Annotated in this window: 33 protein-coding genes; 19 read left to right on the forward strand and 14 right to left on the reverse strand. The window is 73.0% G+C overall.

Translation table 11 applies throughout. From position 1 onward, the window contains the following. The first annotated feature begins 46 nt into the window (after positions 1-46). The 3 genes from HA073_RS19890 to HA073_RS19900 all read left to right on the forward strand — a co-directional run bounded on the left by HA073_RS19890 (position 47) and on the right by HA073_RS19900 (position 3,366). The gene (locus HA073_RS19890; RefSeq protein WP_051611377.1) at positions 47-961 is read left to right on the forward strand and encodes a MurR/RpiR family transcriptional regulator; all 915 of its coding nucleotides are present in this window, start codon (positions 47-49) and stop codon (positions 959-961) included. Then, on the forward strand, positions 958-1,905 hold the full coding sequence (locus HA073_RS19895) for an N-acetylmuramic acid 6-phosphate etherase (protein WP_051611378.1): 948 nt from the start codon (positions 958-960) through the stop codon (positions 1,903-1,905). The genes HA073_RS19890 and HA073_RS19895 overlap by 4 nt, the downstream gene beginning before the upstream one ends. 471 nt (positions 1,906-2,376) lie before the next feature. Beyond that, entirely contained in the window at positions 2,377-3,366 is a 990-nt protein-coding gene (locus HA073_RS19900; protein WP_205797988.1) for an RNA polymerase sigma factor RpoD/SigA, read from the forward strand. A 72-nt stretch (positions 3,367-3,438) separates the two neighbouring features. Here the strand turns inward: HA073_RS19900 and HA073_RS19905 are convergent, their stop codons facing one another. Beyond that, positions 3,439-4,404 (reverse strand): C40 family peptidase, encoded by a 966-nt coding sequence (locus HA073_RS19905; RefSeq protein WP_043328816.1) that lies wholly within the window; start codon positions 4,402-4,404, stop codon positions 3,439-3,441. Between the two features lie 406 nt (positions 4,405-4,810). Between HA073_RS19905 and HA073_RS19910 the strand changes: the two genes are divergently transcribed. Then, positions 4,811-5,320, forward strand: a complete 510-nt coding sequence (locus tag HA073_RS19910) for a DUF6232 family protein (protein ID WP_043328818.1) — start codon at positions 4,811-4,813, stop codon at positions 5,318-5,320. 7 nt (positions 5,321-5,327) lie between these two features. Here the strand turns inward: HA073_RS19910 and HA073_RS19915 are convergent, their stop codons facing one another. Together HA073_RS19915 and HA073_RS19920 are read right to left on the reverse strand one after the other, a co-directional pair. Then, positions 5,328-5,657 (reverse strand): DUF3817 domain-containing protein, encoded by a 330-nt coding sequence (locus tag HA073_RS19915; protein WP_043328820.1) that lies wholly within the window; start codon positions 5,655-5,657, stop codon positions 5,328-5,330. Positions 5,658-5,682: 25 nt separating this feature from the next. Then, the gene (locus tag HA073_RS19920; RefSeq protein ID WP_166457035.1) at positions 5,683-6,114 is read right to left on the reverse strand and encodes a hypothetical protein; all 432 of its coding nucleotides are present in this window, start codon (positions 6,112-6,114) and stop codon (positions 5,683-5,685) included. A 125-nt stretch (positions 6,115-6,239) separates the two neighbouring features. Here HA073_RS19920 and HA073_RS19925 point away from each other — a divergent pair, with 125 nt between their 5' ends. The 3 genes from HA073_RS19925 to HA073_RS19935 are packed head-to-tail and all read left to right on the forward strand — an operon-like array spanning position 6,240 to position 7,424. Then, on the forward strand, positions 6,240-6,533 hold the full coding sequence (locus tag HA073_RS19925; RefSeq protein ID WP_030502251.1) for a DUF6158 family protein: 294 nt from the start codon (positions 6,240-6,242) through the stop codon (positions 6,531-6,533). Beyond that, positions 6,533-6,850, forward strand: coding sequence for a hypothetical protein (locus tag HA073_RS19930; protein WP_064447778.1), 318 nt, complete (start codon positions 6,533-6,535; stop codon positions 6,848-6,850). Before HA073_RS19925 ends, HA073_RS19930 begins: the two co-directional genes overlap by 1 nt. A gap of 34 nt (positions 6,851-6,884) precedes the next feature. Continuing rightward, a complete protein-coding gene (locus HA073_RS19935) occupies positions 6,885-7,424 on the forward strand; it encodes a DUF1360 domain-containing protein (protein ID WP_030502249.1) in 540 nt (179 codons plus the stop codon). Positions 7,425-7,486: 62 nt separating this feature from the next. Here the strand turns inward: HA073_RS19935 and HA073_RS19940 are convergent, their stop codons facing one another. The 3 genes from HA073_RS19940 to HA073_RS19950 are packed head-to-tail and all read right to left on the reverse strand — an operon-like array spanning position 7,487 to position 9,094. Then, positions 7,487-7,696: a hypothetical protein gene (locus tag HA073_RS19940; RefSeq protein WP_043328824.1), complete on the reverse strand. Its 210-nt coding sequence runs from the start codon at positions 7,694-7,696 to the stop codon at positions 7,487-7,489. A 26-nt stretch (positions 7,697-7,722) separates the two neighbouring features. Then, positions 7,723-7,956 carry a hypothetical protein gene (locus HA073_RS19945; protein ID WP_018786980.1) on the reverse strand — a complete coding sequence of 78 codons (234 nt, stop codon included), beginning with the start codon at positions 7,954-7,956 and terminating at the stop codon, positions 7,723-7,725. Positions 7,957-7,996: 40 nt separating this feature from the next. Further along, positions 7,997-9,094, reverse strand: a complete 1,098-nt coding sequence (locus HA073_RS19950) for a 3-deoxy-7-phosphoheptulonate synthase (RefSeq protein ID WP_166457072.1) — start codon at positions 9,092-9,094, stop codon at positions 7,997-7,999. Positions 9,095-9,349: 255 nt separating this feature from the next. Between HA073_RS19950 and HA073_RS19955 the strand changes: the two genes are divergently transcribed. Beyond that, positions 9,350-9,571 carry a hypothetical protein gene (locus HA073_RS19955; RefSeq protein ID WP_013288141.1) on the forward strand — a complete coding sequence of 74 codons (222 nt, stop codon included), beginning with the start codon at positions 9,350-9,352 and terminating at the stop codon, positions 9,569-9,571. On the opposite strand, the gene HA073_RS19960 is transcribed toward HA073_RS19955, so the two are convergent. After that, positions 9,546-10,259: a phosphodiesterase gene (locus HA073_RS19960; RefSeq protein ID WP_166457036.1), complete on the reverse strand. Its 714-nt coding sequence runs from the start codon at positions 10,257-10,259 to the stop codon at positions 9,546-9,548. The two genes, HA073_RS19955 and HA073_RS19960, sit on opposite strands and share 26 nt — an antisense overlap. 85 nt (positions 10,260-10,344) lie before the next feature. Between HA073_RS19960 and HA073_RS19965 the strand changes: the two genes are divergently transcribed. The 7 genes from HA073_RS19965 (at position 10,345) to HA073_RS19995 (ending at position 17,943) form a co-directional block, all read left to right on the forward strand. Beyond that, positions 10,345-11,634: a pitrilysin family protein gene (locus HA073_RS19965; RefSeq protein ID WP_166457037.1), complete on the forward strand. Its 1,290-nt coding sequence runs from the start codon at positions 10,345-10,347 to the stop codon at positions 11,632-11,634. Beyond that, positions 11,634-12,977: a pitrilysin family protein gene (locus tag HA073_RS19970; protein ID WP_069087278.1), complete on the forward strand. Its 1,344-nt coding sequence runs from the start codon at positions 11,634-11,636 to the stop codon at positions 12,975-12,977. Before HA073_RS19965 ends, HA073_RS19970 begins: the two co-directional genes overlap by 1 nt. A 97-nt stretch (positions 12,978-13,074) precedes the next feature. Then, positions 13,075-14,097 (forward strand): aspartate-semialdehyde dehydrogenase, encoded by a 1,023-nt coding sequence (locus tag HA073_RS19975; RefSeq protein WP_064447774.1) that lies wholly within the window; start codon positions 13,075-13,077, stop codon positions 14,095-14,097. 103 nt (positions 14,098-14,200) lie between these two features. Beyond that, positions 14,201-14,869, forward strand: coding sequence for a TMEM175 family protein (locus HA073_RS19980; protein WP_084789688.1), 669 nt, complete (start codon positions 14,201-14,203; stop codon positions 14,867-14,869). A 65-nt stretch (positions 14,870-14,934) separates the two neighbouring features. Continuing rightward, positions 14,935-15,351: a CBS domain-containing protein gene (locus HA073_RS19985; protein WP_043328834.1), complete on the forward strand. Its 417-nt coding sequence runs from the start codon at positions 14,935-14,937 to the stop codon at positions 15,349-15,351. A 160-nt stretch (positions 15,352-15,511) separates the two neighbouring features. Next, complete coding sequence (locus HA073_RS19990) at positions 15,512-15,883, forward strand: SCP2 sterol-binding domain-containing protein (RefSeq protein WP_043328836.1); 372 nt, start codon at positions 15,512-15,514, stop codon at positions 15,881-15,883. Beyond that, positions 15,883-17,943 (forward strand): glycogen debranching N-terminal domain-containing protein, encoded by a 2,061-nt coding sequence (locus tag HA073_RS19995; protein ID WP_043328837.1) that lies wholly within the window; start codon positions 15,883-15,885, stop codon positions 17,941-17,943. The genes HA073_RS19990 and HA073_RS19995 overlap by 1 nt, the downstream gene beginning before the upstream one ends. Position 17,944: 1 nt before the next feature. Here HA073_RS19995 and HA073_RS20000 read toward each other — a convergent pair whose 3' ends face one another. Continuing rightward, the gene (locus tag HA073_RS20000; protein ID WP_043328838.1) at positions 17,945-18,334 is read right to left on the reverse strand and encodes a VOC family protein; all 390 of its coding nucleotides are present in this window, start codon (positions 18,332-18,334) and stop codon (positions 17,945-17,947) included. 139 nt (positions 18,335-18,473) lie between these two features. Here HA073_RS20000 and HA073_RS20005 point away from each other — a divergent pair, with 139 nt between their 5' ends. Further along, on the forward strand, positions 18,474-19,226 hold the full coding sequence (locus HA073_RS20005; protein ID WP_030502236.1) for a 1-acyl-sn-glycerol-3-phosphate acyltransferase: 753 nt from the start codon (positions 18,474-18,476) through the stop codon (positions 19,224-19,226). 358 nt (positions 19,227-19,584) lie between these two features. Here HA073_RS20005 and HA073_RS20010 read toward each other — a convergent pair whose 3' ends face one another. The 4 genes from HA073_RS20010 to HA073_RS20025 form a co-directional block, all read right to left on the reverse strand. Then, positions 19,585-20,328, reverse strand: a complete 744-nt coding sequence (locus tag HA073_RS20010; protein WP_166457038.1) for a hypothetical protein — start codon at positions 20,326-20,328, stop codon at positions 19,585-19,587. A 74-nt stretch (positions 20,329-20,402) separates the two neighbouring features. After that, the gene (locus tag HA073_RS20015) at positions 20,403-21,119 is read right to left on the reverse strand and encodes a response regulator transcription factor (RefSeq protein WP_043328844.1); all 717 of its coding nucleotides are present in this window, start codon (positions 21,117-21,119) and stop codon (positions 20,403-20,405) included. Then, positions 21,089-22,285, reverse strand: a complete 1,197-nt coding sequence (locus HA073_RS20020) for a hypothetical protein (RefSeq protein ID WP_166457039.1) — start codon at positions 22,283-22,285, stop codon at positions 21,089-21,091. The genes HA073_RS20015 and HA073_RS20020 overlap by 31 nt, the downstream gene beginning before the upstream one ends. Next, complete coding sequence (locus HA073_RS20025; protein ID WP_166457040.1) at positions 22,275-23,450, reverse strand: ATP-binding protein; 1,176 nt, start codon at positions 23,448-23,450, stop codon at positions 22,275-22,277. Before HA073_RS20025 ends, HA073_RS20020 begins: the two co-directional genes overlap by 11 nt. A 206-nt stretch (positions 23,451-23,656) precedes the next feature. Here HA073_RS20025 and HA073_RS20030 point away from each other — a divergent pair, with 206 nt between their 5' ends. Then, entirely contained in the window at positions 23,657-24,097 is a 441-nt protein-coding gene (locus tag HA073_RS20030; protein WP_166457041.1) for a hypothetical protein, read from the forward strand. Between the two features lie 41 nt (positions 24,098-24,138). Beyond that, positions 24,139-24,549, forward strand: coding sequence for a TIGR03618 family F420-dependent PPOX class oxidoreductase (locus HA073_RS20035; protein WP_064448672.1), 411 nt, complete (start codon positions 24,139-24,141; stop codon positions 24,547-24,549). Here the strand turns inward: HA073_RS20035 and HA073_RS20040 are convergent. Next, positions 24,546-24,992: a hypothetical protein gene (locus tag HA073_RS20040; RefSeq protein WP_166457042.1), complete on the reverse strand. Its 447-nt coding sequence runs from the start codon at positions 24,990-24,992 to the stop codon at positions 24,546-24,548. The two genes, HA073_RS20035 and HA073_RS20040, sit on opposite strands and share 4 nt — an antisense overlap. Before the next feature lie 157 nt (positions 24,993-25,149). Beyond that, on the reverse strand, positions 25,150-25,509 hold the full coding sequence (locus HA073_RS20045; RefSeq protein WP_166457043.1) for a MerR family transcriptional regulator: 360 nt from the start codon (positions 25,507-25,509) through the stop codon (positions 25,150-25,152). Between the two features lie 74 nt (positions 25,510-25,583). Here HA073_RS20045 and HA073_RS20050 point away from each other — a divergent pair, with 74 nt between their 5' ends. Further along, positions 25,584-26,309: an SDR family oxidoreductase gene (locus tag HA073_RS20050; protein ID WP_113974659.1), complete on the forward strand. Its 726-nt coding sequence runs from the start codon at positions 25,584-25,586 to the stop codon at positions 26,307-26,309. Positions 26,310-26,385 lie beyond the last annotated feature (76 nt).

A 26,385-nucleotide genomic window follows, 5' to 3' on the forward strand; every position in this document is an offset into this window, starting at 1 on the left:
CGGTGTCATGGTTGACGCTCACGCGCTCTGAAAGTAAGTTTCATCCGTGGCGAAGAGTCCGAAGATTTCTGCGAGTCACGAGCCCGGTGGACTGATCGTCCACATCAGCGGCCTGCTGCCCTCGCTGTCCCCGGCCGAACAGCGGGTGGCCCGGCTGGTCGTCGCCGATCCGGCGGACGCGGCCCGGCGCACGATCACCGACCTCGCCACCGCCGCCGAGACGTCCGAGGCGACAGTGATCCGCTTCTGCCGCTCGGTCGGCATGGACGGCTACCCCCAGTTGCGCATCCGCCTCGCCGCCGAGGCCGCCCGCCGGGTCGAGCCGCCGGACGCGCGGGTGGTCGGTGGCGACATCCCGCCGGGCGCGGACCTGGCCCAGATCATCGCCACCATCGCCTTCAACGACGCCCGAGCCGTCGAGGAGACCGCCGAGCAGCTCGACCCGGCCGTCTGCGAGCAGGTGGTCGAGGCGATCGGCGCGGCCGGCCGGATCGATGTCTACGGCGCGGGCGCCAGCGGCTTCGTCGCCTCCGACTTCCAGCAGAAGCTGCACCGCATCGGCCGCATCGCGTTCTACTTCCCGGACGTGCACACCGCGCTCACCTCCGCCGCCCTGCTCGGGCGCGGCGACGTCGCGGTCGGCATCTCGCACACCGGCACCACGTCCGACGTCATCGAGGTGCTGGAGCAGGCGCGGGCCCGGGGAGCCACCACCGTGGCGCTCACCAACTTCCCGCGCTCGCCGATCACCGAGGTCGCCGACCACGTGCTCACCACAGCCGCCCGGGAGACGACCTACCGCTCCGGCGCGACGGCCAGCCGGCTGGCCCAGCTCACCGTCGTCGACTGCCTCTTCGTCGGGGTGGCCGCGCGCAGCCGGGCCCGGACCAAGAAGGCGCTCGAAGCCACGGCCGAGGCGGTCCAGTCGCACCGGGTCGGTCCCGGGCGGAGGCGGGGATGACGGCGGGCCGGGCGGAGCGCGACGGCGTGGCGGCGATCCGGCCGGTGGTGCGTGTCGGCGCGCCGACCGAGCGGCGCAACCCGCACAGCTTCGACCTCGACCTGATGTCCACCCGGGACGTGCTCACCGTGATCAACGAGGCGGACCGGCGGGTGCCGGCCGCCGTCGCCGCGGTGCTGGACGAGATCGCCGAGACCGTCGACCTCGCGGTGGCCGCGCTGCGCGACGGACACCGCGTGCACTACTTCGGCGCCGGCACCTCCGGCCGCCTGGGCGTGCTGGACGCGGCCGAGCTGGCCCCCACGTTCAACTCGCCCCGGCACTGGTTCTGCTCGCACCTCGCCGGTGGCCCGGACGCCATGTGGCGGGCGGTCGAGGACGCCGAGGACGACGAGCGCGGCGGCGCCGCCGAGGCCGCCGAGTGCGTGCGCCCGGGCGACCTGGTGGTCGGCCTGGCGGCCAGCGGACGCACCCCGTACGTCCTCGGGGCGCTCGCCGCGTCCCGGGAGCGGGGGGCCGCTACGGTGCTGCTCTGCGCGAATCCGGAGGCCCCGGCCGCCGCGTCGGTGGACGTCTTCATCGGCGTGGACACCGGGCCGGAGGTGGTCACCGGGTCGACCCGGATGAAGGCCGGCACCGCGCAGAAGCTGGTGCTCAACACGTTCTCCACGGCCGTCATGGTGCGTCTGGGCCGTGTCTACTCGAACCTGATGATCGACATGGTGGCCACCAACGCCAAACTGCGCGGTCGCATGATCTCGATCCTCGTGGAGGCCACCGGTTGCGCCGAGGAGGTCTGCCGGGTCGCGCTGCGGGAGGCCGACGGCGACCTCAAGACCGCGCTCGTCGCGCTGGTCTCCGGCGCGGAGGTGCCGGCCGCCCGGGCCGCGCTGGCCCGCTCCGCCCACCAGGTACGCGGCGCGCTCGCCCTGCTCGCCTCCTGACCGCCCCCGCTCTCCCTTCTCCCGGCGATCCACCCGCCCGGCGCATCCGTCCGGCGGGTGCGACACGTATCACGTGCGGGAGGGGGACGTTCCCGCCCGTACGGATTGTTCAACGAGGCGGAGGGTAATCCTGAGCGTGGCTGAACCGACCGGTCCACGAGCGCGTATCTCGCAGTGACCAGGATCGCAACGACCCGGTGACGCGGCTCGCTGTGTTCATGGAACAGGCAATGGTGCCATTCCATGGGCGAATAGCGATTCAGCAGCTCCGGCGGGCCCCAAAAGCCGTGTCCGGAAGCCGTCCGAACCGGGCCGGTAACAGGAAACATGGACCGGGCTCTCAGCTAGTACTCAGGCATTCGTGACAGTTTCGACTCACGACATGGAATCCCCGAAGCGTCACATCTGTTGTGTAGGTGTCAGCACCTACGGGCACAGCGGAGGTTACGGGGAGGGCTGATGAACGTGGGGATGGCAAGGAACCGGGCAACCGGCGCGAGCGAGGGGACCGTGGCAATCGTGGACAAGAACATCGGCATGCGTACCGACGAGGTCGCCGAGGAGCGGGACCTGGTCGGCGTCTACCTGCACGAGATCTCCCGGACGCCGCTGCTCGACGCCGCCCGGGAGGTCGACCTCTCCAAGGCGATCGAGGCGGGCCTCTACGCCGAGCACCTGCTCGACGAAGACCGGATCCCCGAGGGCGTCGACCGGGAGGACCTGGAGCGGGTGGTCGTCGAGGGTGAGCGCGCGAAGGACCTGTTCATCCGCGCGAACCTGCGACTGGTCGTGTCCATCGCCCGGCGCTACGTGCGCTCCGGGATGCCCATGCTGGACCTGATCCAGGAGGGCAACACCGGCCTGGTCCGGGCGGTCGAGAAGTTCGACTACGAGCGGGGTTTCAAGTTCTCCACCTACGCGACCTGGTGGATCCGCCAGGCCATCAGCCGGGCGATCGCCCAGCAGGAGCGGACCGTACGGCTGCCCGTGCACCTGGTGGAGGACGTCAACCGGATGCGCAACGTGGCCCGGCAGCTCACCCGTGAGCTGGGCAGCGACCCGGAGCCGGAGCAGATCGCGACCGCCCTCGGCGTGACCGTCGAGCGGGTCAACGAGCTGGTCCGCTGGTCGCAGGACACCGTCTCGCTGGACACCCCGGTGGGCGACGACGGCGACACCAACCTCGGTGACCTGGTCGCCGACAGCGACGCGCCGTCGCCCGAGGAGATCGTGCTCACCGGCCTGGAGCGGCAGCGGATCGAGGGTCTGCTCAACCACCTCGACGACCGGTCCGCCGGCATCATGCGGGCCCGGTACGGCCTGGAGGACGGTCGCGAGCACTCGCTGACCGAGGTCGCGTCGCGGTTCTCGCTCTCCCGGGAGCGGATCCGCCAGCTGGAGATCCAGGCCCTCGGCCGGCTGCGTGAGCTGGCTCGCGCGGAGGGGCTGCAGGCGGCCTGACCTGGTAGTAATTGAGACAACGAACGGCCGGCGTCCGACAGGGGGACGCCGGCCGTTCGCCGTCCGCGTCGATCAGACCCGGCCGTAGCCGGCGATCGACATGATGTTCATACCGCGTTTGCTGACGTTGCGTCCGGCGCTGGGCGCGTCGATGATCTGGCCGTTGCCGACGTAGAGCGCCACGTGCCCGAGCCCGGAGTAGAACACCAGGTCCCCCGGTTGCAGCTGGCTGCGGCTGATCCGCGTGGTGGCGTTCCACTGCCGTGCCGCGCTGTGCGGCAGCGACTTTCCGGCGGCCCGCCACGCGGCGAGCGTCAGACCGGAGCAGTCGTAGCTGCCCGGGCCGTCCTGGGCATAGCCGTAGGGCTTGCCGACCGCGCCGTAGGCGTACCGCACGGCCTTGCCGGCGTCGCCGGAGACGGCCGGGGGCTTGCCCGCCGAGCCGGCGTTGCCGGGCGCCTCGGTGGCCCGCCCGTACGCCCTGCGCCGCATCTCGTAGAGGTCGGCCAGGTCTCCCTCGATCCGCGTCTTCGCGGACTTGAGCTGCTTGGCCTGCGCCGCCTCCCGGGCGAGCGTGGCGTCCAGCCGGGTCTTCTGGTCGATCAGCCGCTGCTGGTCGGCGGTGAAGCTGGAGAGGGTGCGCTGGCGCTGGCGGGTGAGCTGGTCCAGTGTGCCCAGCCGCTCCGGCAGCGTGGCCTGGCCACCCGGGTCCAGCAGGGCCGCCGCGGTACGCATGCCGCCGGTCTTGTACGCCGTCGCCGCCAGCACGCCCACCTCGGCGCGGCTGCGCTCGGCCTGTTCCTGCAGCGGCCCGATCCGGGCCTCCAACGTGGCCGCCGTGGCCTTGTTGGCCTTGATGTCCTCGTTGAGCTTGTTGTAGGACTCGACGATTCGCTCCAGCTCAGTCGAGGACTTCTCGATCTGCTTCGTCAGCTCTGCGGGTGTGGGCTCGGCCCGGGCCACCTGCGCCGGGGCGAGCAGCGCGGCCGAGAGGCCGGCCACCGCGAGCGAGCGGAGCAGCATCCGTAAGGACGACAAGAGCGGAAAGCTCCTCTCCCACCGGTCGCCGGGCGCGTTCGCGACCCGGCGACACCGGCCCGGGGCCATCCGGGTGGATGGCTGTCGACCGGGCCGACCTGCACAACCTAACCCGTGATCGGAGTGGTCGGGAGTTCAAGCAGGGGCGAAAGTTGGCAAAGTGGCGGAAAGTGACGATGGTGCAGCATGGTGTGGCTCGCCCGATTGGTCGTTCTGGGCGGATGTCGTCAGCCACCGCCACGCAAAGTCATGACAAAGACTGAAATCGCTTCCTCTTTCCGGCGGGCCACCCGGGGCAGAACCGGCGGCCGATCGCCGAAAACCCGAGGTCAGGTGGCGGGCCCGCAACACAATGAAGCCCGGAACCGGGATTCCCGCACGGGATCCGCGTCCCCGGGAGGCCGCCGTGCAGACCGAACGCTCCGCCACCCAGCCGCCCCGACCCACCTCGCCCAAACTGCTCTACGCCCGCCCCGGCATCGTCGTCACCGCCGAGCGCTTCACCGTCGGCCGCAACAGCTGGCCGGTGGCCGAGATCACCCAGGTGCGGACCGATCGCGGCCCGCACGACCGGCTCGCGATCCGCGCCGTCGCCGTGTCCGCCGCGATGATCGCCGCGGTCGGGCTGCTGCTCGGCTTCACCGGCGGCCTGCACCGGCTCACCGCCGAGGCGTACCTCCTGCTCGGCGCGGTCGGGCTGGTGCCGCTGCTGCTCGTGCTGATCGGCGACCGCTGGCGGCCCCCGGCGCACGAGCTGTGGGGCCGGGTGCGGGGCACCGAGGTGCTGCTGTTCAGCAGCGACGACGAACGACAGTTCGGTCAGGTCAGCCGGGCGCTGCGCCGCGCCCGCGAGGCGGCGCGCATGGGCGGCTGGGCCGACCCACCGGCGGCCGAGCCGTGGCGACCGGCGCGGTGAGCGGCGCTCAGCCCGCGACCGGCTCCGGGGTACGCGGCTGCTGCTCGGCAGCCACCCACTGGCTCACCCGCCGCTCGGCGTAGAACGAGACGAACGGCACGGTCCCGGCGAGCATCACCAGCAGCATCCGCTTCAGCGGCCAGTTCGCCCGGCGGGACAGGTCGAACGTGAGCGCCAGATAGAGCATGTACAGCCAGCCGTGCGCCACGCCGACCACGCCCACCACGCTCGGGTTGTCGAAGCCGTACTTCAGCGGCATGCCGATCAGGACCAGCACCACGAGCGCCACGCCCACGATCCAGGCGATCACGCGGTACCGGGTAAGGGCTCCGCCCACCGTCGTCCGTCCTTCCGCACCGGCCTCAGCCGGGATAGTCGCCGGGCCGGGCGCCCGGATTGGCGTTCAACCAGGATAGATAGCGGTTGTACGCGGCCAGCTCGGCGTCGTCCGCCCCGTCGGCCGGGGCGGCCGGCGTCCGCACGACGCGCACCGGGCGGCGTACCGCCGGGGTGGTGACGGCCGGCTCGGCGCCGGCGGCCGCCGACGGCGCCGGATCGGCCGTCGGCTGCGCGTCGCCCGGCGGCGTCGCCCGCAGCGTCTGGCGGACCTCCCGCCACCAGACGAAGATCACGAAACCGGCGAACACCGGCCACTCGATCGCGTAACCGAAGCTGATCGCGTTGCCCCCGGCGGCGCGGGTGACCTGCCACCAGCCCATCCCGAGGCAACCCGCCACCAGCACGACCATGGCCACGTGGCGGACGATCCACGCCGGTGTCCAGAGCCGTTCCATGCCCACGAGAGTACCGGGACTCCCCGGGCGTCTCCGACACGGCGTCGTAGTCCGGGCGGTGGTTTGGTGGCACGCCCGCTGGGCATCCGAACAGGTGCCAACCCGAACGAGACGAGGGGGCGACGATGACCGAATCGGTACGCCGGGACGCGAGCCCGGAACAGCGGGTCGCGGAGTGGGACGGCGATCACGCCCGCACCGTCGACGGCGAGCAGCTCGGGGTGGACCCGGTGGAGCTGGGCGACGAGGACCTGGTCCGGGAGATGCAGAGCCTGCACCGCACCCGGCTGGACACGCTGCGCCACGCCACCGACTCGGCGCTCGCCAACCACCTGCGGCGCACCGCCGAACTGGAGACGGAGTACCTGGCCCGGCACCCCGGCCGGGAGGTCGACCCGAGCCGGCTGCGGGACGCCTGATGGGCAGCCACGCCGAGCGCGGCATGTCCGCGCCCCCGGAGGTGGTGTTCAACACCGCCACTGATCCGGACCGCTCCTCGGCCTGGCTGCCCGAGCGGCTGCGCAACTCCGGCACCTGCCGGGTCGAGGTCGTCGACGCCGACGACATGCGCGCCCGGTGGAGCGCCGCGGACTGGTCCGCCGAGATCGACGTGGAACCGGCCGACGCGGGCGGCGCCCGGGTCCGGCTCGACCTGGCCGGCCCGGACCACGACCTGGCCGACGAGATCCTGGCCAACCTCGACCGCGAGGTGGCCGACAACCTGACCGCCGGATGAGCCCGGCCCGCACGACGAGCACGAGGAGGCCGGCTTGACCGGGAGTGGCCTGAAGCAGAAGGTGGCGCGCCTGCGCCAGGCGTACGCGCCGCACGAGCACCGGCCGCTGGAGGGCTACCTGAAGGCGATGGGCACGTACGCGGGCGTGACCGCCGCGCTCGTCGGCCTGGTCCGGGCGACCGGACGGCCGGTGCCCGAGCGGCCCACGCCGGCGGACGTGGTGCTGCTCTCGATCGCCACGCACAAGCTCAGCCGGCTGCTGTCCAAGGACGCGATCACCAGCCCGCTGCGGGCGCCGTTCACCCGCTACGACCACCCGATCGGCAGCGGCGAGGTGATGGAGCAGGTCCGCGACGAGGGCAGCCCCACCCGGCACGCGCTCGGCGAGCTGGTCAGCTGCCCGTTCTGCCTGGCGGTCTGGGTCGCCACCGGGCTCACCGGCGGGCTGGTGCTGGCGCCCCGGCTGACCCGGCTGGTCGCCACCGCGCTGACCGCGGTGGCCGCCTCCGACTTCCTCCAGATGGGGTACGCGGTCGCCCAGCAGGCGGCCGAGGGCGGTCACCACGAGGCGTGAGGGATGCGGACACGAAAAGGGGGCCGGTGTGCGCCGGCCCCCTTTTCGCGCGTCCCCCACGGTCAGGTGGGGGTGGTGCCGTGGTCCTCGCCGGCCCAGCCGCGCGACGCCTCCGGCTCCCGCTCCTCCTCGTCCTCCCCGGTGACGATGTCCCGGTCCACAGCGGTGCGCTCGTGCTCGTTGGCGAAGTCCGGCTCCGGCAGCGTGTCGACGCCCTCCGGGGGCTGGCCGAGCGCCGCCAGGTGCTCGTGCTCGGGGTTGCGGTCGGTCATGTCGCGTCCTCTCGTCTTCCGGGGGTTCAGGCGACCGTGCCGCCCAGCAGATCGGCCGCCTCGTCCGCCGCGTACTCGCCCTGGGGGAGCGCGGCGATCCGGGTGAGCAGCTCCGCGGGGAGTTCGGCGGCCACCGCCCGGCGGTAGATGTCCGCCTGGGTGATCCGCTCCTGGCCGTGGTAGATGTCGTCGAGCAGGTCGTCGAGCGGCCGGGTGTCCGGCTGCTCGGTCACGGGCGCGTCATCGGTCACGCCGACCACCTACCCGGCGCCGAACCGGTCAAACTCGCCCCAACCCCGCTCAGGCCCGTGCCGCAAGCGTGGCCCGGCGGGCCTGGACGGCCTGCGCCAGGTGCTCCAGCACCTCGGCCGTGGTGTCCCAGCCGATGCAGGCGTCGGTGACCGACTGGCCGTACGCCAGTTCCCGGGTCGGGTCCAGGTCCTGCCGGCCGGGCGACAGGAAGCTCTCCAGCATGATGCCGACGATCCCGCGCTGACCGGCGGCGAGCTGGGCCGCCACGTCCGCCGCGACCAGCGGCTGGTTGCGGTGGTCCTTGCCGCTGTTGGCGTGGCTGGCGTCGACCACGACCCGCTCCGGCAGGCCCGCGGCCCGCAACAGCTCCAGCGCCCCGGCCACCGACTCCGCGTCGTAGTTCGGCCGGCCGCCCCCGCCGCGCAGCACCAGGTGCCCGTCCGCGTTGCCCCGGGTGTGCATGATCGCCGGCGTGCCGGAGACGTCGATGCCGGGGAAGACGTGCGGCACACCGGCCGCCCGGATCGCGTCCACGGCGGTGGCGATGCTGCCGTCGGGGCGGTTCTTCATGCCGATCGGCATGGACAGCCCGGAGGCGAGCTGCCGGTGCACCTGGCTCTCCACCGTCCGCGCGCCGATCGCGCCCCAGGCCACCGTGTCGGCGATGTACTGCGGGGTGATCGGGTCGAGGAACTCGCAGCCCACTGGCAGACCCAGGCGCAGCACGTCGAGCAGGAGCGCCCGCGCGGTACGCAGACCGGTGTTCACGTCGCCGGAGCCGTCCAGCGCCGGGTCGTTGATCAGGCCCTTCCAGCCCACCGTCGAGCGCGGCTTCTCGAAGTAGACGCGCATCACCACGAGCAGGTCGTCGGCGACCTGCGCGGCGGCCTCGCGCAGCCGGCCCGCGTACTCCAGGGCGGCGGCCGGGTCGTGCACGGAGCACGGGCCGACGACGACGAGCAACCGGTCGTCGGCGCGGTCCAGCACCCGGCCGACGGCACGCCGGCCCGCCACGACGGCCTCGGCCAGCGGGGTGTCCAGTGGCAGGTGGTGGTGCAGCAGGGCCGGGGTGGTCAGCGGCACCACACGGTCGATGCGCTGGTCGATGACCCGATGGGCGTCCTGGGACGTGGTCACGGTGGGGATTCCTTCCGCCGACCGTGCCCCCGTGCCGGGTCCGGGGGATCGAGCCGGCTGCTCGCATACGAAAGGGCAGGGAAAAGAATCCCTGCCCGGCCGGCTCGAAGAGGTAAGTGACGTCAGCTCATGGTCGAGTCACCGGCTCCTCCAGCCGGCTGCCTAAACCATCGATACGACCGCGTCACGTCGGCCAGCGTACCCGACGCGCGCCGGAAAGCCCGCTGTCGTTCCGAAGTGCGGAACGCGGGGTATGTGATCGGCATGACCACCAGCCATGACCCCAGTGACCAGGAACGGATCGAGTCCCGAGCGCATCTGCTGCCGGAGGAGGCGGCGGCGGGCAGCGACGACGCCGAGGCGCAGGCCGACGCGATCCTCACCGAGTCCGACATCCGCGAGGCGGACCAGAACGCCGCCCCCGACACGGTGCTGGAGCACCGCACGTCCGAGCAGACCGTCACCCCCGTCGAGCCGCCCGACTGAGCGTCGCGCCCCGGGCCCGGCGGGAACCCCGGTAACTGTCGTTCCGCAACCGGGCCAGCGGGCCGGCCAGGCGCAACCCCGGCGGCACGTTGCCGATCGGATCGAAGGCGAGCGCGGCGTCCTCGGCGGCGCCGCGCTCGCCGTCGAGGCGTACCTCGCCGAACGGCCGCCACCGGCCTGCCGCCGAGGCCACCGCCAGCACCAGCCGGGGCTCGTCGGCGGCCACCGCCGCGCCCGCCTCGGCCAGGCCGCGGCCCAGGTCGGGTGACTCCGGGTCGGCCAGCACGGCCAGGAACAGCCGTCGCCCGCCGGCCCGGAACGGCATGATCGACGTGTACGTCCCGGTGAAGCGCCGCCGGGGCAGCGGCAGGTTCCGCAGCACCGGCGCTGCGCCGCTGGAACTGAACAGCAGGTCCACCGGCGGCTCCGGGTCGCGGCGCAGCCGTACCGCCACGCCCAGCACGTCCGGCCAGGCGCCCGGCGTCGGCACGCCCTTGGAGAGGCGGATCGTGGCCGGCCACCGGCCCGGCAGGTCGAGCAGCGGCACCCCGGTCGGCGGTCCCGGCGTACCCCAGATCCGGACCTCGCCGCCGAACGTGCGCCCCGCCGGGTGCAGCAGGCGGGCGTGCCGGAGCCGGGCCAGCGCGGCGGCGGCGCGCTCGACGGCGGACGGTGAGGTGGCGGCCATGCCCGCACGGGTACCCCGGCGCGCACCGACGATGCTCCGGCGCGCGTGTCACCTTTCCGCCTCCGGGATCGGATAGCGTCGTCTCATGCCCGACAGCGGTTTCCCCTGGCCGATCGAGACGACCCGACTGGACAACGGCCTGCGTGTGGTGGTGAGCGAGGACCGCACCGCCCCGGCCGTGGCGGTCAACCTCTGGTACGACGTGGGCTCCCGCCACGAGCCGGCCGGACAGACCGGCTTCGCGCACCTCTTCGAGCACCTCATGTTCGAGGGTTCGGTGAACGTGGCGAAGACCGAGCACATGAAGCTGATCCAGGGCGCGGGCGGCTCGCTCAACGCGACCACCAACCCGGACCGCACCAACTACTTCGAGACGGTCCCGGCCGAGCACCTGGAGCTGGCGCTCTGGCTGGAGGCCGACCGGATGGGCGGGCTGGTGCCGGCGCTGACCCAGGAGACGCTGGACAACCAGCGCGACGTGGTGAAGAACGAACGGCGGCAGCGCTACGAGAACGTGCCGTACGGCGACGCCTGGCTGCGCCTGCTGCCGCTGCTCTACCCGCCGGGGCACCCGTACCACCACGCGACGATCGGGTCGATGGCCGACCTGAACGCCGCCGACCTGGCCACCTTCCAGGAGTTCCACAGCACCTACTACGCGCCGAACAACGCCGTCCTCACCGTGGTCGGCGACACCACCGCCGCCGAGGTGTTCGGGCTCGCCGACAAGTACTTCGGCGGGCTCGCCGCGCGCGCCGACATCCCGGCCGCGCCGGACGGCCGTACCGTGCTGGCCACCGGCCGCCCGGCGGTGGAGACGGTCACCGCCGACGTGCCCGCCCCCCGCGTCTACGTCGCGCACCGCACCCACCCGTTCGGCACCCCGGGGTACGACGTGACCACGGTGCTGGCCACCGTGCTCGGCAGCGGCCGGGGCAGCCGCCTCTACCAGCGCCTGGCCGACGGCGAGCGGATCGCCCAGCCGGACCTCGTCGGCGCGTACGGGGTGGACCTGGCACACGCGCCCGCCCCGCTGATCGCCACCGCCACGGCCCGCCCCGGAGTGAGCGCCGAGCGGCTGCGCGACGGGCTGGCCGAGGTGGTCGACGAGCTGGCCACGGTGCCGGTGACCGCCGCCGAGCTGGACCGCGCCAAGGCGCTGCTGAGCACCATGTGGTGGCGGCAGATGTCCACTGTCGACGGGCGGGCCGACACGCTCGGCCGGTACGCCACCCAGTTCGGCGACCCGGCCCGCGCGGCCGACCGGCTGCCGGCCTGGCTCGCGGTGACCGCCGAGCAGATCGCCGAGCAGGCCGCCGAGCTGCTCGGCGCCGCCGACCGGGTGATCCTGACCTACCTGCCCGAGGAGAAGTGATGTCGCTGATCGCCACCCGTCCCGGCCCCGGCGCCGCCCGCGCCTACCGGTTCCCGCAGGTGGTCCGGCGGACAGCGGCCGGCGGCCAGGTGGTCGCCGCGCACCTGCCCGGGCAGAACCTCGCCGTCGCGTTGCTGCTTCTCGACGGCGGCGCGGGCCGGGAGCCGGTCGGCAAGGAAGGGCTCGGCGCGGTGCTGGCCAAGGCGCTGGAGGAGGGCACCGCGCAGCGGGACGCCACCGCGTACGCGCTGGCCATCGAGGCGCTCGGCACCGAGCTGTCGACCGGGCTGGACTGGGACTCGTTCCAGGTGAGCGTGCAGGTGCCGGTGGACCGGCTGACCGCCGCCGTGGAGCTGCTCGCCGAGGCGGTCCGTACGCCCCGGCTCGACCCGGCCGACGTGCGCCGGGTCCGCGACGACGAGGCGACGGCGCTGCGGATGGACTGGGCCAACCCGGGCCCGCGCGCCGACGCGGTGCTGCGGGCCGAGCTGTTCGGCGCGCAGCACCGGTGGGGCCGCCCGCTCTACGGCGACCCGGACAGCGTGGCCGCGCTGGAGGTGGACGACGTCACCGTCTTCCACTCCGAGTGGTTCATCCGCCCCGGCACCCTGATCGTCGCCGGTGACCTGGAGCGGATCGACCTGGACGCGCTCGCCGCGACGGCGTTCGCCGGCGCCGGCGGCGGCCCGGTGGAACGCGGCGGCCCGATCGACGTGCCGCTGACCGGGCAGCGCCGGATCATTCTGGTGGACCGGCCCGGCTCGGTGCAGTCCACGCTGCGGCTGGGCCACCCGTCCCCGCACCGCGCCCACCCGGACCACGTGCCGATGACGCTCGCCGGCACCGTGCTCGGCGGCGCGTTCACGTCCCGGCTCAACCACCTGATTCGCGAGGTGCGCGGCTACACGTACGGGATCCGGGGCGACTTCGCCTCGTCCCGGCGGTTCGGGCGGTTCGCGGTCAGCTCCGGCGTGCAGACCGCGGTGACCGCCCCGGCGCTCGTCGAGTCGGTGGGCGAGATCTCGCGTACCCAGCTGACCGGGGTCACCGAGGACGAGCTGGAGGTGGCGCGCTCCTGGCGGGCCGGCCAGCTCTCGGTCGAGCTGCAGAGCCCGCGCGCGATCGCCGCGGCCCTGACCACGCTGGTCGTGCACGACCTGCCGGACGACTACCACGCGCGGCTGCGGGAGCAACTGCTCGCGGCGACCGTCGAGGACGTTTCCGCCGCCGCGGCGACCTACCTGCACCCCGAGTCGCTGACCATGGTGATCGAGGGGGACGCGGCGGTCATCCGGGACGAGCTGGTCGCCAGCGGTCTCGGCGAGGTGCTCGACCACACGTGACCGGACGGGGCGGCGGGCCTGTGATTCCCGTCGCCCCGCATCCGCGCGGTGGGAAACGTTTCCCACCCGCACCGCCCGGCTGGGTAGCCTCGCGGGCATGAGGATCGGCATTGTGGGAGCCACCGGTCAGGTCGGTGGCGTCATGCGGCAGGTGCTGGCGGAGCGCGAGTTCCCGGCGGAGCAGGTGCGCCTGTTCGCCTCGGCCCGGTCGGCCGGGCGCACGCTGCCCTGGCGCGACGGCGAGGTCACCGTCGAGGACGCGGCCACCGCGGACTACCGCGGCCTGGACATCGTGCTCTTCTCGGCGGGCAAGGCCACCGCGAAGGAGCTGGCTCCCCGGGTCGCCGAGGCCGGCGCCGTGGTGATCGACAACTCCTCGGCGTTCCGGATGGACCCGCAGGTGCCGCTGGTGGTCGCCGAGGTCAACCCGCACGCGATCGCCGACCGCCCGAAGGGCATCGTGGCGAACCCCAACTGCACCACGATGGCCGCCATGCCGGTGCTGCGTCCGCTGCACGACGAGGCCGGGCTGGTCAGCCTCGTCGTCGCCACCTACCAGGCGGTCTCCGGCGCCGGCCTGGCCGGCGTGGCGGAACTGGACGAGCAGGTCCGCAAGGTGGCCGGGGACGCCGCCGGGCTGGCCTTCGACGGCGGTGCGGTGGAGTTCCCGGCGCCGCGCTCGTTCGCCCGCCCGATCGCCTTCAACGTGCTCCCGCTCGCCGGCTCGATCGTCGACGACGGCTCGTTCGAGACCGACGAGGAGCAGAAGCTGCGCAACGAGAGCCGCAAGATCCTGGAGATCCCCGGGCTGAAGGTCTCCGGAACGTGTGTGCGCGTCCCGGTCTTCACCGGCCACTCGTTGCAGATCAACGCCCGGTTCGCCCGCCCGATCGACCCGGCCCGGGCCCGCGAGCTGCTCGACGGCGCGCCCGGCGTGGCGCTGCGCGACGTGCCCACGCCGCTGGAGGCGGCCGGCCAGGACCCGACGTACGTCGGCCGGATCCGGGCCGACGAGACCGTCGAGCACGGGCTCGCGCTGTTCTGCGCCAACGACAACCTGCGCAAGGGCGCGGCGCTGAACGCCGTGCAGCTCGCCGAACTGGTCGCCGCCGAGCGCTGACCCTGCGGGCGTCCGTGCCGGGCCACCCGGCACGGACATCCGCTCAGCGGGTATGCCCGCCGGGTCGCCGGCCGCCCCGCGCGCCGGCAGGGCGGAGGTGCCGATGACGGCCGAAGGGGACACCGAGGCCGCCGGGATGCGTTCGGACACGGGCCGGGCGATCGGGTTCAGCGACGCGGTCTTCGCCATCGTCATCACGCTGCTGGTCCTCGACCTGCGGGTGCCCGAGACGGCGCCGGGCGGAATGCTGCGCGCGCTGCTCGACCAGTGGCCGGTCTACCTCGCCTACGTCACGTCCTACCTGTACGTGGCGGTCAACTGGCTGAACCACAAGGGGACGTTCCACCGGGTCCGCTGCGCCGACCGGGGACTGCACTGGGCCAACCTCGGCGTGCTGTTCAGCGTGGCGCTGCTGCCGTTCGTCACCGCGCTCGTCTCCCGCGCGGTGGAGGAGGGCGACGTCTTCGACGAGCGGGTCGCGGTGTCCGCGTACGGGCTGGTCGGCGTGATCCTGTCGATCACGTGGCTGTGGCTCTACCACTACCTGAGCCGGCACCCGGAACTGCTGGAGCCGCACGTCCCCGCCCGTTTCTTCGAGGCCGAACGCGTCCGGGCGCTGCTCGGCGTCCTCGCGTACGCGATCGCCGGTCTGGTGGCCGTGTTCCTGAGCGTGCCGGTGGCGCTCGTGGTGCTCCTGCTGCTGCCGATCTTCTACGGGCTGTCCAGCAACGGCTTCTACGACCTGCGCCGGCGCCTGCGCCACCGGCGGTGACGCCCCGCGTTACCCCGCCTCGGGCGGCGGGTAGACCGCCGTGCCGACACCGAGAGGGGAGCACCATGACAACGGTCGGAGAGTTCATGACGACCCGGTTGGTGACGATGGACGGCAACGACACGCTCACCGCCGCGGCGCAGGAGATGCGCGACAGCGCCATCGGCGACGTGGTGGTGACCGACGGCGACAACGTGGTCGGTATCGTCACGGACCGGGACATCACGGTGCGGGGCGTGGCCGAGGACATGGATCCCACCTCCACCCGGCTCAACCAGATCACCAGCAAGGACGTGGTGACGGTGAGCCAGTACGACGACGCGGTGGCCGCCGCCGACCTGATGCGCACGTACGCGGTCCGCCGGCTCCCGGTGGTCGAGGACGGCCGGCTGATCGGCCTCATCTCCATGGGTGACCTGGCGGTCGAGCGGGAACCCCAGTCGGTGCTCGCGGACATCAGCGCCGACGACCCCAACAACTGACCTGACCGTCGCGGTGACGCCGGCTCCCGGTTCGGGGGCCGGCGTTCCGCGTCACGCAGGCGACGCGGCGGTCACCCGGATCGGGCGAGGTTGACCGCGGAACGGGTGGGGACACCGCATCCCGGACGGAAGACCGCGGAACGCGGGAGGAGTCGCCCGGATGGTGGACATGGCCACAAGATTCTTCGAGGACCTGGACCGGCGGGGGTTCGAGCCCCTGTTGGTCAAGACATCCGGAACGCTGCGCTTCGACCTGCACGAGGGCCCGCACACCACGCACTGGCTGCTGGAGATAGAACGGGGCAACCTGCGGGTCCGGCAGGAGGACGGCGAGGCGGACACCGTGGTCGGCACCGAGCCGCGCCTCTTCGCCGAGCTGGTCGGCGGTGAGGAGAACGCCATCGCGGCGCTGCTGCGCGGCGACATGACTGTCGTCGGCGACCTCCGGCTGGTGTTGCAGGTCGAGCGGGTCTTCCCCGGTCCGCCGGACTCCCGGGGACCACGTCACACGTTCGGTGGGAGGGGCGCCTGATGCCCGGGCAGAACACCGTCCGCATCCTGGACGGCAACACGTTCGTGGTCAGCGAGGACAGCGGCGACATCGAGGCCACCCCGAACGAGCCGACGGGTCTCTTCTCGCTCGACACGCGCTACCTGTCGAAGTGGGTGCTCACCGTCAACGGCGAGCGGCTCAACGTCCTGTCCTACGACGACCTGCAGTACTACGAGGCCCGGTTCTTCCTGGTGCCCGGCATGGCCACGCACTACATCGACGCGAAGCTGTCGGTGATCCGGGAACGGGCGGTGGGCGGCAGCTTCCGGGAGACGCTGACCATCCTCAACCACGACGAGAAGGCGGTCGACCTGGAGGTCCGGATGGACGCCGGGTCCGACTTCGCCGACCTCTTCCAGATCAAGGACGAGATCCTTAACAAGAAGGGCGAGCTGTACGCCGAGGCCGAGTCGGACCGGCTGCGCCTGGGCTACCGGCGGGGCAACTTCCGGCGCGAGACCGTCGTCTCCGCCAACCAGCCGGCCCGCTACGACCAGCGCGGCTTCGCCTGGAGCCTGCGGCTGGAACCCAACGAGCAGTGGGACGCCGTCATCGACGTGCAGACGTTCGCCATCGGTCCCGGCGGCCGGGACCTGCGGATCGGGCTGCGCGCCCACGGCGTCGAGCGGCTCGCGCTCCAGCACGACCTGGAGGAGTGGATCAGCCGGGCCCCGAAACTGAACAGCGAGCACGAAGATCTCGCCGCGACCTACCGGCGGAGCCTGGTCGACCTCGCTGCGCTGCGCTTCTCGCCGCTGTCGCTCGGCGGGCAGACGCTGCCCGCGGCCGGCCTGCCCTGGTTCATGACCATGTTCGGCCGGGACAGCATCCTCACCTGCCTGCAGGTGCTGCCGTTCGCGCCGGAGATGTCGAAGACCACGCTGCGGATCCTCGCCGCGCTGCAGGGCACCCGGTTCGACGACTTCCGGGACGAGGACCCGGGCCGGATCCTGCACGAGATGCGCTACGGCGAGACCGCCGCGTTCGAGGAGCAGCCGCACTCGCCGTACTACGGCTCGGTGGACGCCACCCCGCTGTTCGTGGTGCTGCTCGACGAGTACGAGCGGTGGACCGGCGACGGGGCGCTGGTCAAGGAGCTGGAACTGGAGTGCCGGGCCGCGCTGAGGTGGATCGACAAGTACGCCGACCTGATCGGCAACGGCTACATCTGGTACGAGCGGCGCAACACCGACACCGGCCTGGAGAACCAGTGCTGGAAGGACTCGTGGGACTCCATCTCGTACGCCGACGGCACGCTGCCGCCGTTTCCCCGGGCCACCTGTGAGGTGCAGGGCTACGCGTACGACGCGAAGATGCGCGCGGCCCGGCTGGCCCGGGTGTTCTGGGGCGACCACACGTACGCCGACCAGCTCGAACGCGAGGCCGCGGAGCTGAAGCGGCGCTTCAACCAGGACTGGTGGGTCGCCGACCGCGGCTTCTACGCGCTCGCGCTGGACCCGGACGGGCGCCAGTGCGACGTGCTCAGCTCCAACATCGGCCACCTGCTGTGGAGCGGGATCGTGGACGAGGAACGGGCGTCGAGTGTCGCCGAGCACCTGGTGGGGCCCCGGCTCTGGTCCGGCTGGGGGGTGCGGACGCTGGCCGAGGGCGAGGTCCGCTACAACCCGATCGGCTACCACAACGGCACGATCTGGCCGTTCGACAACTCGTTCGTCGCCTGGGGCCTGCGCCGGTACGGCTTCAACGAGGAGGCGGCCACCGTGGCCAACGGCATCCTCGACGCGGCCGCCTACTTCGACGGCCGACTGCCCGAGGCATTCGGCGGCTACCAGCGGGAGCTGACGAAGTTCCCGGTGGAGTACCCGACCGCGTGCAGTCCGCAGGCGTGGTCCACCGGCGCGCCGCTGCTGCTGATCCGCACCATGCTGGGCCTGGAGCCGCACGAGGGGCACCTGGCGGTGGACCCGCGCCTGCCGATGGGCATGGGACGCATCGAGGTGCTGGACATCCCGGGCCGCTGGGGCCGGGTGGACGCGTTCGCCCGGGGCCGGCTCGACCTCGACGAGCTGGCCGAATGAGTCAGTGCCCGGGCGGACGCGCGGTGTGCGCCTCGTCCGGCGGCAGCAGGCAGAACTCGTTGCCCTCCGGGTCGGCCAGCACGGTCCAGCGCGGCAGCTCGCGTACCACTGTCGCGCCCGCCTCCAGCACGGCGGCCCGCTCCTCGGCGTCGCCGACCAGGTCGAGGTGGATCCGGCCGGGCGCGGGCAGCTCGGCGGCGGGGCTGATCCACAGGTCCGGCCGCCGGCCGTGCGGGTCGCGCAGCAGCACCGCCTCGGCCGGGGCGAGCGTGCCCTCGGCGAGCTTCACCCGGTCCTCCTCGACCACCGGCAGCCCGGTGACCGCGCTCCAGAACGGCGCGAGCAGGTACGGGTCGCGGCAGTGGATGACGATCGCGGCGAGGTCGGGCATGCCTCGAACCTAGTCGCCCGCGACGGCGGGCAGGACGTTGTCCAGGAACGCGGCGGACACCGCCCCCGGTACGCGGGTCCGGTCTGCCGAGGGCAGTCGGCCCTACGGTCGCGTAACCTACCCGGGGTAAAGTTTCGCCATGTCGGAACTCGTGTACCCACCCGTGATCACCGCCGCGAAGACGATGTTCCGGCTCCTCGACCTGCGCCTCGACGTGTCCGGCAGCGAGCACGTGCCGCCCACCGGCGGCGCCGTGCTCGCATCCAACCACGTGAGCTACCTCGACTTCATCTTCTGCGGCTACGGCGCGCACCCGGCCAAGCGGCTGGTCCGCTTCATGGCCAAGGACAGCGTCTTCCGGCACCGCGTCTCCGGGCCGCTCATGCGCGGCATGAAGCACATCCCGGTCAACCGGGCCGCCGGCGCCGGCTCGTACGCCGCCGCGGTGAGCGCGCTGCGCCGCGGCGAGGTGGTCGGCGTCTTCCCGGAGGCGACGATCAGCCGCTCCTTCGTCGTCAAGGACCTCAAGAACGGCGCGGCCCGGATGTCGCAGGAAGCCGGCGTGCCGCTGCTGCCGGTCGCGCTCTGGGGCACCCAGCGCCTGTGGACCAAGGGCCGCCCGCGCACGCTCACCCGCCGGCACACGCCGATCACCATCATCGTCGGCGATCCGATGGACCCGGCCGCCTACCCGGACGCCACAGTCATGACCGCCGACCTGCGTACCCGGCTGTCGGCGCTCGTCGACCGGGCCCAGCGGGAGTACCCGGACCAGCCGTCCGGCCCGGACGACACCTGGTGGCAGCCGGCCCACCTGGGCGGCAGCGCGCCCACGCCGGAGGAGGCGGTCGAACTGGACCGCTCCGAGCGCCGCACCCGCAGCGCCTCCTGACCCCCGCGGTCCGCAGCTCGGCTCGGCTCGGCTCGGCTCGGCTCGGCTCGGCTCGGTAGATCTTGGTACGAAAAGGCCCCCATGAGGGCCCTTTCGTACCAAGATCTACACAGATCCCATGACGTAGTACGTTCGTCTCATCTGGTGGTGTGCCCTCCAGGAGTGCGGTGCGCGCCCGGCCGAACTGAGCGAGTGGAGTCTCACGCAACGCCCCTCCGTTGCCGAGATCTTCGGCCGCCCACCACGCACATACGAGGAAAGGGCCGCCGAGAACGCTCACCTGTTCCGCCGACTGAGGACAGCCGCACCGCGCAAGGATGCACCTCCATGCCGCAGAGGATGCGCGCTCGGGGGAGGGTCAGCAGGCGGAACCGGGCTGGTCGCGGGCCGGGACGTCGGACAGCGCCCACGGCGACGCCTCGGCCACCGGCGGACGGTAGTAGTCGTCGCGGGACAGGAACTCCACCGGCAGCGAGCCCGGCAGCGTCACCGTGCCGAGCATCGGGCCGGGGGAGGCGGCGACCCGGGTGGCGAGCACGTCCCGCTCCGGCGGTGAGAGGTCGACCAGATCGGGGTTGGCCAGGCGGTATCCGGCCACCGCGCGGCGGACCTGCCGGGCCAGCCCGGCGACCGGCCCGACCGGGCCGGTCAGTGCCAGCGCCGGCTGCCGGATGGTGCGCAGCGCGTCGCAGACCACGCGCAGCTCGGCTGTGCCGCCGCCGTGATCGACCAGTTCCAGCCGGGACGGCCACTGCCAGCGGATCTGACCGCTGACCAGGCGGGACAGCCGGACCGGGCGCCGGTGCCGGGCACCCGTCCGGCTGTCCTGCCCGGGGACCACTGACAACTCGGAACCGCTGCAGACGTACGCCAGCCGGCGGTCGGTCACGGTGATCGTCGCCGGCGCGGGCAGCGCCCAGCAGCGGACGTCCTCGGTGGGGCCCAGCAGGTGACCGGCGACCCGCAGCAACTGATGCCCGAGTATGCGCTCACCCGGCTCGGGCACCAGCGCGTAACGCCGGTCCAGCACGGGACGGGTGGGGTCGGCGTCGGCGTCGAACCGATGCGGTCCGACGAAGAAGGGTGCGGCGTCCTCCGGCACGGTACGACCTCCCGGTGACGGTTGGCGGTATCAGGGAGCCTGCCGGATTCGTAGGGTGATTGTCATGACACCTGTTAGGGGGTCGGCCGGTCGGCCGACGCCTGCGACCGGTAGATGCCGATATCTTCCGGTCGGACGAGTCCGTCCTCGATCGCGCGGGCGAGCAGGGCCGCCTTCGTGGCAGCCGGACGCCCCGCTCGGGTGTACTTGATCCGCGCTCGGTCGACGTACTGCTTCACTGTGTGCTCGCTGATCTGCATCCGGCGCGCCACCGACGCCTTCGACATCGACTGGAACCACAACAGCAGCGCCTCGCGCTCCTTGTCCGACAGGGCCGGACGATCCGGCCGGGCGTCGCCGACCATCGCGCCGGCCAGCGCGGGCGGCACGTACGGCCGGTCCTGCGCCGCCGCCAGCACGGTGCCCACACAGTGCTCGCGTCCCTCGTGCTTGGCCAGGAACGCCACCGCGCCCGCGTCCAGCGCGGCCAGCATGGTCGGCGGGTCGCTGTGCTCGGAGTAGACCACCACCCGGCGCCCGGCCGCGCTCAGCTCGGCCAGCTTGTCCAGCACCATCCGGCCGTGCAGGCGCAGGTCGAGCAGCACCACCTCGGCGTCGGGCGCGGCCCGCAGCACCTCGTCCGGGTCGTCGCCGGTGGCCACCACCCGCAACCGCGGCTCGCCGGCCAGCCAGGCCCGCACCCCGTCGATCACCACCGGATGGTCGTCCACGATCGCCACCCCGATCGGCCACCCGGCGTTCACGTCCGCCGCCAGCGGGTCTGCGTCCATCTGATCTCCCCGTCCCGCTCGTGCAGGTGTTCCACCGGTCCGCCCCCACCGGTCGTCGTCTCGTCCGGGCCGTCGTGGTCCGGTGTCACCAGGCTGACCACCACCTCGTCCGGTCCCGCGACCACTGTCAGCCGCGCCCAGCCCTCGGCCGCGGCGAGCCCTGCCGTGAGCGGGTCGGCCAGCCCGCGCCGGATCTCCACCGGCAGCTCCGGTGGCGTGCCGACCGCCACCAGGTCGATCGGCAGCCCGTTGCGTTCGGCCAGGTCGGCCGCCGCGCGCAGCTCGTGCAGCAGCGCGTCGGGCACGTCGTCGGACTCGGCGATGAGCCGGCGCAGCCGGGCCGCGGCCAGCACCGCCCGCCGCCGCACCGCCGGGTCGGCCGGGTCGGCGTCGCCCGCCGCCAGCTCGGCCAGCACCTCCTCGGCGGTGCCGCTGACCAGAGCGAGCCGTTCCTGGCGCTCGGTGCGGGCCCGCTCGGCCGCCTCCCGCTCCGCCGCCACGGCCAGCGCCGCCGCCGCGGTGGCGGCCCGGGCCCGGGCCTGCGCGGTGAGCGCCGCCGCGCCGACGAAGACCGCCACCGGCAGGGTGGAGGTGCCGTAAACGTACATCGTGGCCCGGCTCAGATCGGCCGACGCGGTCGCGCCGTACAGCACCACCGCGGTCACCGCGATCGCGCCGTGCGCGGCGAGCATGACCAGCAGCCAGCGCACCGGCCGCCGCCAGAGCGCCAGCAGGAAGAACCACGCCAGACCGCCCCACACCCAGTTGGCGGTGCTGAACAGGAAGCGCTCGCCGGCGCCCGCGACGACCGCCGCGTCGACCACCAGCAGCGCCGCGGCCAGGCTCCGGGCCGGGGGCAGTTCGCCGCGCAGCAGTAGTACGCCGGCCCAGACCCCGATCAGCGCGGTCACCAGCCAGCCCACCGCCACCACGGCGGGGAAGGCCATTCCCGGTCCCGCCCGCAACACGGCCGGCAGCGCGATCGCCAGGTGCCAGGCCGCCGCGATGACGATGGCGGCGATCCGCGCGCCCCCGTCGGAGGCGTCGGCCACCGCGTGCGCCTCCGGCGGTGCGGTGGCCGGTCCGGGGCGCGTCGCCACCCGCGGCCGGGGAAGGGGACGCAGCACGGAGTCGGCGGCCACCGCCGCACCCGACTCAGTCGCCATCGGACCACTCCAGCCGAATCCGGGTGCCCGCGCCAGGGGCGGAGGTCACCAGCGCGCGTCCACCCACAGTGGTCATCCGCCCGTGGATCGACTCGCGCAGCCCGTACCGGTGGGCCGGGACCGTGGCGGGGTCGAAGCCCGGACCGTCGTCGACCACCTCGACCACGACGGCGCCGCCCTCGCGGGCCAGACGCAGCGACGCGGTCGCGCCGGGTGCGTGCCGCGCCACGTTCGCGAGCGCGGCGGCGGCGCTGTCGGCGAGCGCCGTGGCGACCTCCGCCGGCAGCCGGCAGGGCGCGAGCGTCGCGGTCACCGCCGGCCCGGGCGTTCCGGCGAGCACCTGGCGCAGCCGTTCGTCCAGGTCGGCCTCGCCGGCCGCGGTCGCGGACCGCGCGCCCGCCAGGGCGGTCAGGGTACGCAGATCGTGCGCGCACCGCTCGCGCAACGTCGCCGAGTCGGGTACCGCGCCGAGGCCGACCATGGTGAGCGTGCCCAGCACGGTGTCGTGCAGGTCGCGGTTCTGCCGCCGTTCGTCCTCGCGGGCGGCGCGCGCGACCACCGCCTCGTGGGACAGCCGCTGGTAGTCGGCGAACGCGGCGTCGGCGCGGGCGATCCGGCGGCGCATCACCGCTGTCATCACCGCCGCGCTTCCGGTCTGCACCAGCAGCGTCCCGGCGTGCGCCCGCGCCTCGACCGGGTTGCCGGCCAGCGTGGTGCCGGTGACGTACGCGGCGGTGACCAGCAGCCCGGCCGGCACCGACCAGCGGGCCGGCGCGGTGGCCTGCGTGTTGATCACCGTCGAGCTGGCCAGCACCGCGATCCAGCTCGCCTCGCCCGGCAGCACCTCCGGCGCGACCAGCCACGGGACGGCGAGCGCGGCGGCGGTGGTGAGCGCGACGTCGCCGGCCACCAGCGGCCCGTCGATGCCGTGCCGGAACGCCCGCCAGGCGTACCAGACCGACCAGACGGTGAGGACGACGACAGCGGGGATCAGCAGCGCCACCCGCACCGGCGGCGTCCGCACCGACAGCGCGACCACCGCGCCGACCAGACCGCAGGTGAGTCGCAGTAGCGCGGGAAGCGTCGTGAAGATCAGCGTGAACGCCTCAGCCGCCGGCCGGGCCTGGGTGGACCCGGGCAGAGACGTGGCGGCAGCGACCGGCATCGGGGGGATGTCCTTCCGGCAGCGACCCGGCCGGGTCCGCGCGGCATAGATTGACGCCGGAGAATAACACGGTTTGTGGGTACTGGTCACCCTTGGTGCTTGACGAGTTTCGCTCCGGCGTAAAGCAGCCGAGGCTCAGCGCCCCGCCGAGAAGCGGAGCCGCGGCCTCCGGTTTACGGTTGCCGGCGTCTCCTACCCTGCCGGGTATGGCATACCAGCCGGCCATGGTGCCGCCGAAGAAGTCCAAGCGAACCCTGTTCATCGTGCTCGGCGTGGTGCTGGCGATCTGTTGCTCCGGCGGTGTGCTCGGCGGCTTCTTCCTCTTCCGGGTCGTGCAGGAAGCCACCGGGCCGGCGCGCTCCACAGCGCAGACCTACGCCGAGGCGATCGTCGACCGCGACTATCCCGCCGCGTACCGGCAGCTCTGCTCCCGGGTACGCGACCGGGTCAGCGAGGCGGACTTCACCCGGCAGCAGTCCTCCCAGCCGGAGTTCACCGGCTACGAGATCACCGGGCTCAACGTGTCGAACAACAACGGCCGGGTGAGCGGGTCGACGACCATCCGGTTCACCCCGGCGGTCGGGACCAACGTGACGCAGTCGTTCCCCATGGTCAAGGAGGACGGGGAGTGGCGGATCTGCGAGTGAGCCGGTGGCGCTCCTCCGCGCGCACCTGATCCACTTGTCGCATGGCCCCATCTCCCACCGCACCGGTTCCCCCGGCCGTCGAGGACCGGCTCGCCCGCGAACGCAACGTCTGGCTCTGCACGCTGCGCCGGGACGGCTCACCGCACATGACGCCGGTGTGGTTCGTGTACGCCGACGGCGTCTGGTGGATCGGCTGCGAGGGCCGCAGCGTCAAGGCCCGCAACGTGGCGGCCGACCCCCGCGTCTCGCTCGCCCTGGAGGACGGCGTCCACCCGGTCGTCGCGGAGGGCGTCGCCCGACTGCACCGTGCCGGCTTCCCGCCCGCGATCGTGGCGGCGTTCGCCGAGAAGTACGGCGGCTGGGACATCCGGCAGCCGGTCACACCGGACAGTGAACGGGTGCTGCTGGAGGTGCCCGTCCGGCGGTGGCTGCTCGCCGGCCGGGCACGCTAGTCCCCGGAGAACCCCCAGAAGTAGATCTCGCTCGGGACGCCCGCCTCGTCGTGCAGCACGGCGTACCGGCCGAACCAGCGCTGCTCGGCCAGCGGCGCGAGCGCCTCGACGTGCGCGCGGGTCGGCCTGGCGACGCCCACACGTGCGAGCGCTTCGGCCTCGGTCACCCGCTGGAACGTCCCGAAGCCGGGCTCCTCGCCGTCGGTCAGCACCCGCGACATGTCCAGGATGGAGTGGGTGCCGGACTCCTGTACCCGCTCGTCCGCCCACAGTTCCTCCTCGCTGCGGGGACGGTCCGGAAAGTCGGCGGCGGACGCACCGAACCCGCCCGGCGCCGCCCACCAGTAGTCGCCGGTCTCGAAGACCTGCCGGCGCAGTTCGTCAAGGGCGGCCTGGGCATCCGGCTGGTACGCCACGAAGTAGGTCCATCCCGATGCGCCCACGCTGCCTCCCGGTGATCCCGCTCGTCGACCGCCGTCGTGCGGCGGCGCACGCGATCATGCCCGACACCACCGACGAAACCGGCGGGTCGACGCGACCAGGATTCCTGTGCCACTCTCCGCCTTGCGTCTGTCGTCGGGCCTGCGCGGGCGATCGCGCCTACGGGTGCGAATCGGTGATCGCGATGACCTCGTCGAGGCGGTCCAGGGCGGCCCGGAGATCGTCGACCTTGGCCTGGATGCGCTCGCGCTCGGCGCGCAGCATGGCCCGCTGCCCGGGGTCGGTGTGCCCGGAGTCCCAGCACGGCAGGAGTTCGGCGATCCGGCTGCTGGTCAGGCCCGCCGCGTACATCTGCTGGATGAAGCGCACCAGCGTGACGGTGTCCGGCCGGTAGAGGCGCTGGCCGGACGGGCTGCGCCTGGGGACGAGAAGGCCCTGCTCCTCGTAGTAGCGCACGGCCCGTACCGAGACACCGGCGCCGCGTGCCACCTCACCGATGCGGATCAGCGGCTCGGGCATGTGGCTCCTCTCACCCCGGTTTCGGCGATCAACACTTGCCTCTGACGTCAACGTCAGGTTTTAGCGTACCGGGCATGGACATCAACGACTCGGTAGCCCTCGTCACCGGCGCCAACCGCGGCCTGGGCCGCGCCTTCGCCCAGCGCCTGCTCGAACGCGGCGCCCGCAAGGTCTACGCGACCGCCCGCCGGCCGGAGACCGTCGACCTGCCCGGCGTCGAGGCGCTGCCGCTCGACATCACCAGCCCCGCATCCGTACGGGCCGTCGCCGCTGCCGCCCCGGACGTCACGCTGCTCGTCAACAACGCCGGCATCCAGACCGGAACCGACCTGGTGACCGGTTCGCTGGAGGCGGTACGACACGAGGTGGAGACCAACGTGCTCGGCCACCTGACGATGATCCGCGCGTTCGCGCCGGCCCTCGCCCGCAACGGCGGAGGCGCGATCGTGAACGTGCTCTCCGCCATGTCGTGGTTCGGGACCAGGGGCGCCGGCGCGTACCACCTGACCAAGGCCGCCGCCTGGGCCATGACCAACGGCGTACGCCTGGAACTCGCCGACCAGGGCACGCTCGTGACGGCGGTGCACCTCGGCCTGGCCGACACCGACATGTCAGCCGGCTGGCCCGTCGACAAGATCGCGCCGTCCGATCTGGCCGACGCGGCGCTCGACGGCGTCGAGGCGGGCGCCGCCGAGGTTCTCGCCGACCAGTGGAGCCGGGACGTCAAGTCCCGGCTGACGCTGACGCCGGAGGAGTTCAACGCCGCGATGGACCGCGCCCTGGCGGCGCTGGCGGCCTGACCGGGCCTGGCGGTACGTGCCGGTCGTGGCCGCGTTCGCGGAGGCGCCACATCGCCGACCGGTTGCAGCGCCTTGA

Source organism: Micromonospora sp. CMU55-4 (genome assembly GCF_011602315.1).
Lineage (GTDB): Bacteria > Actinomycetota > Actinomycetes > Mycobacteriales > Micromonosporaceae > Micromonospora > Micromonospora chalcea.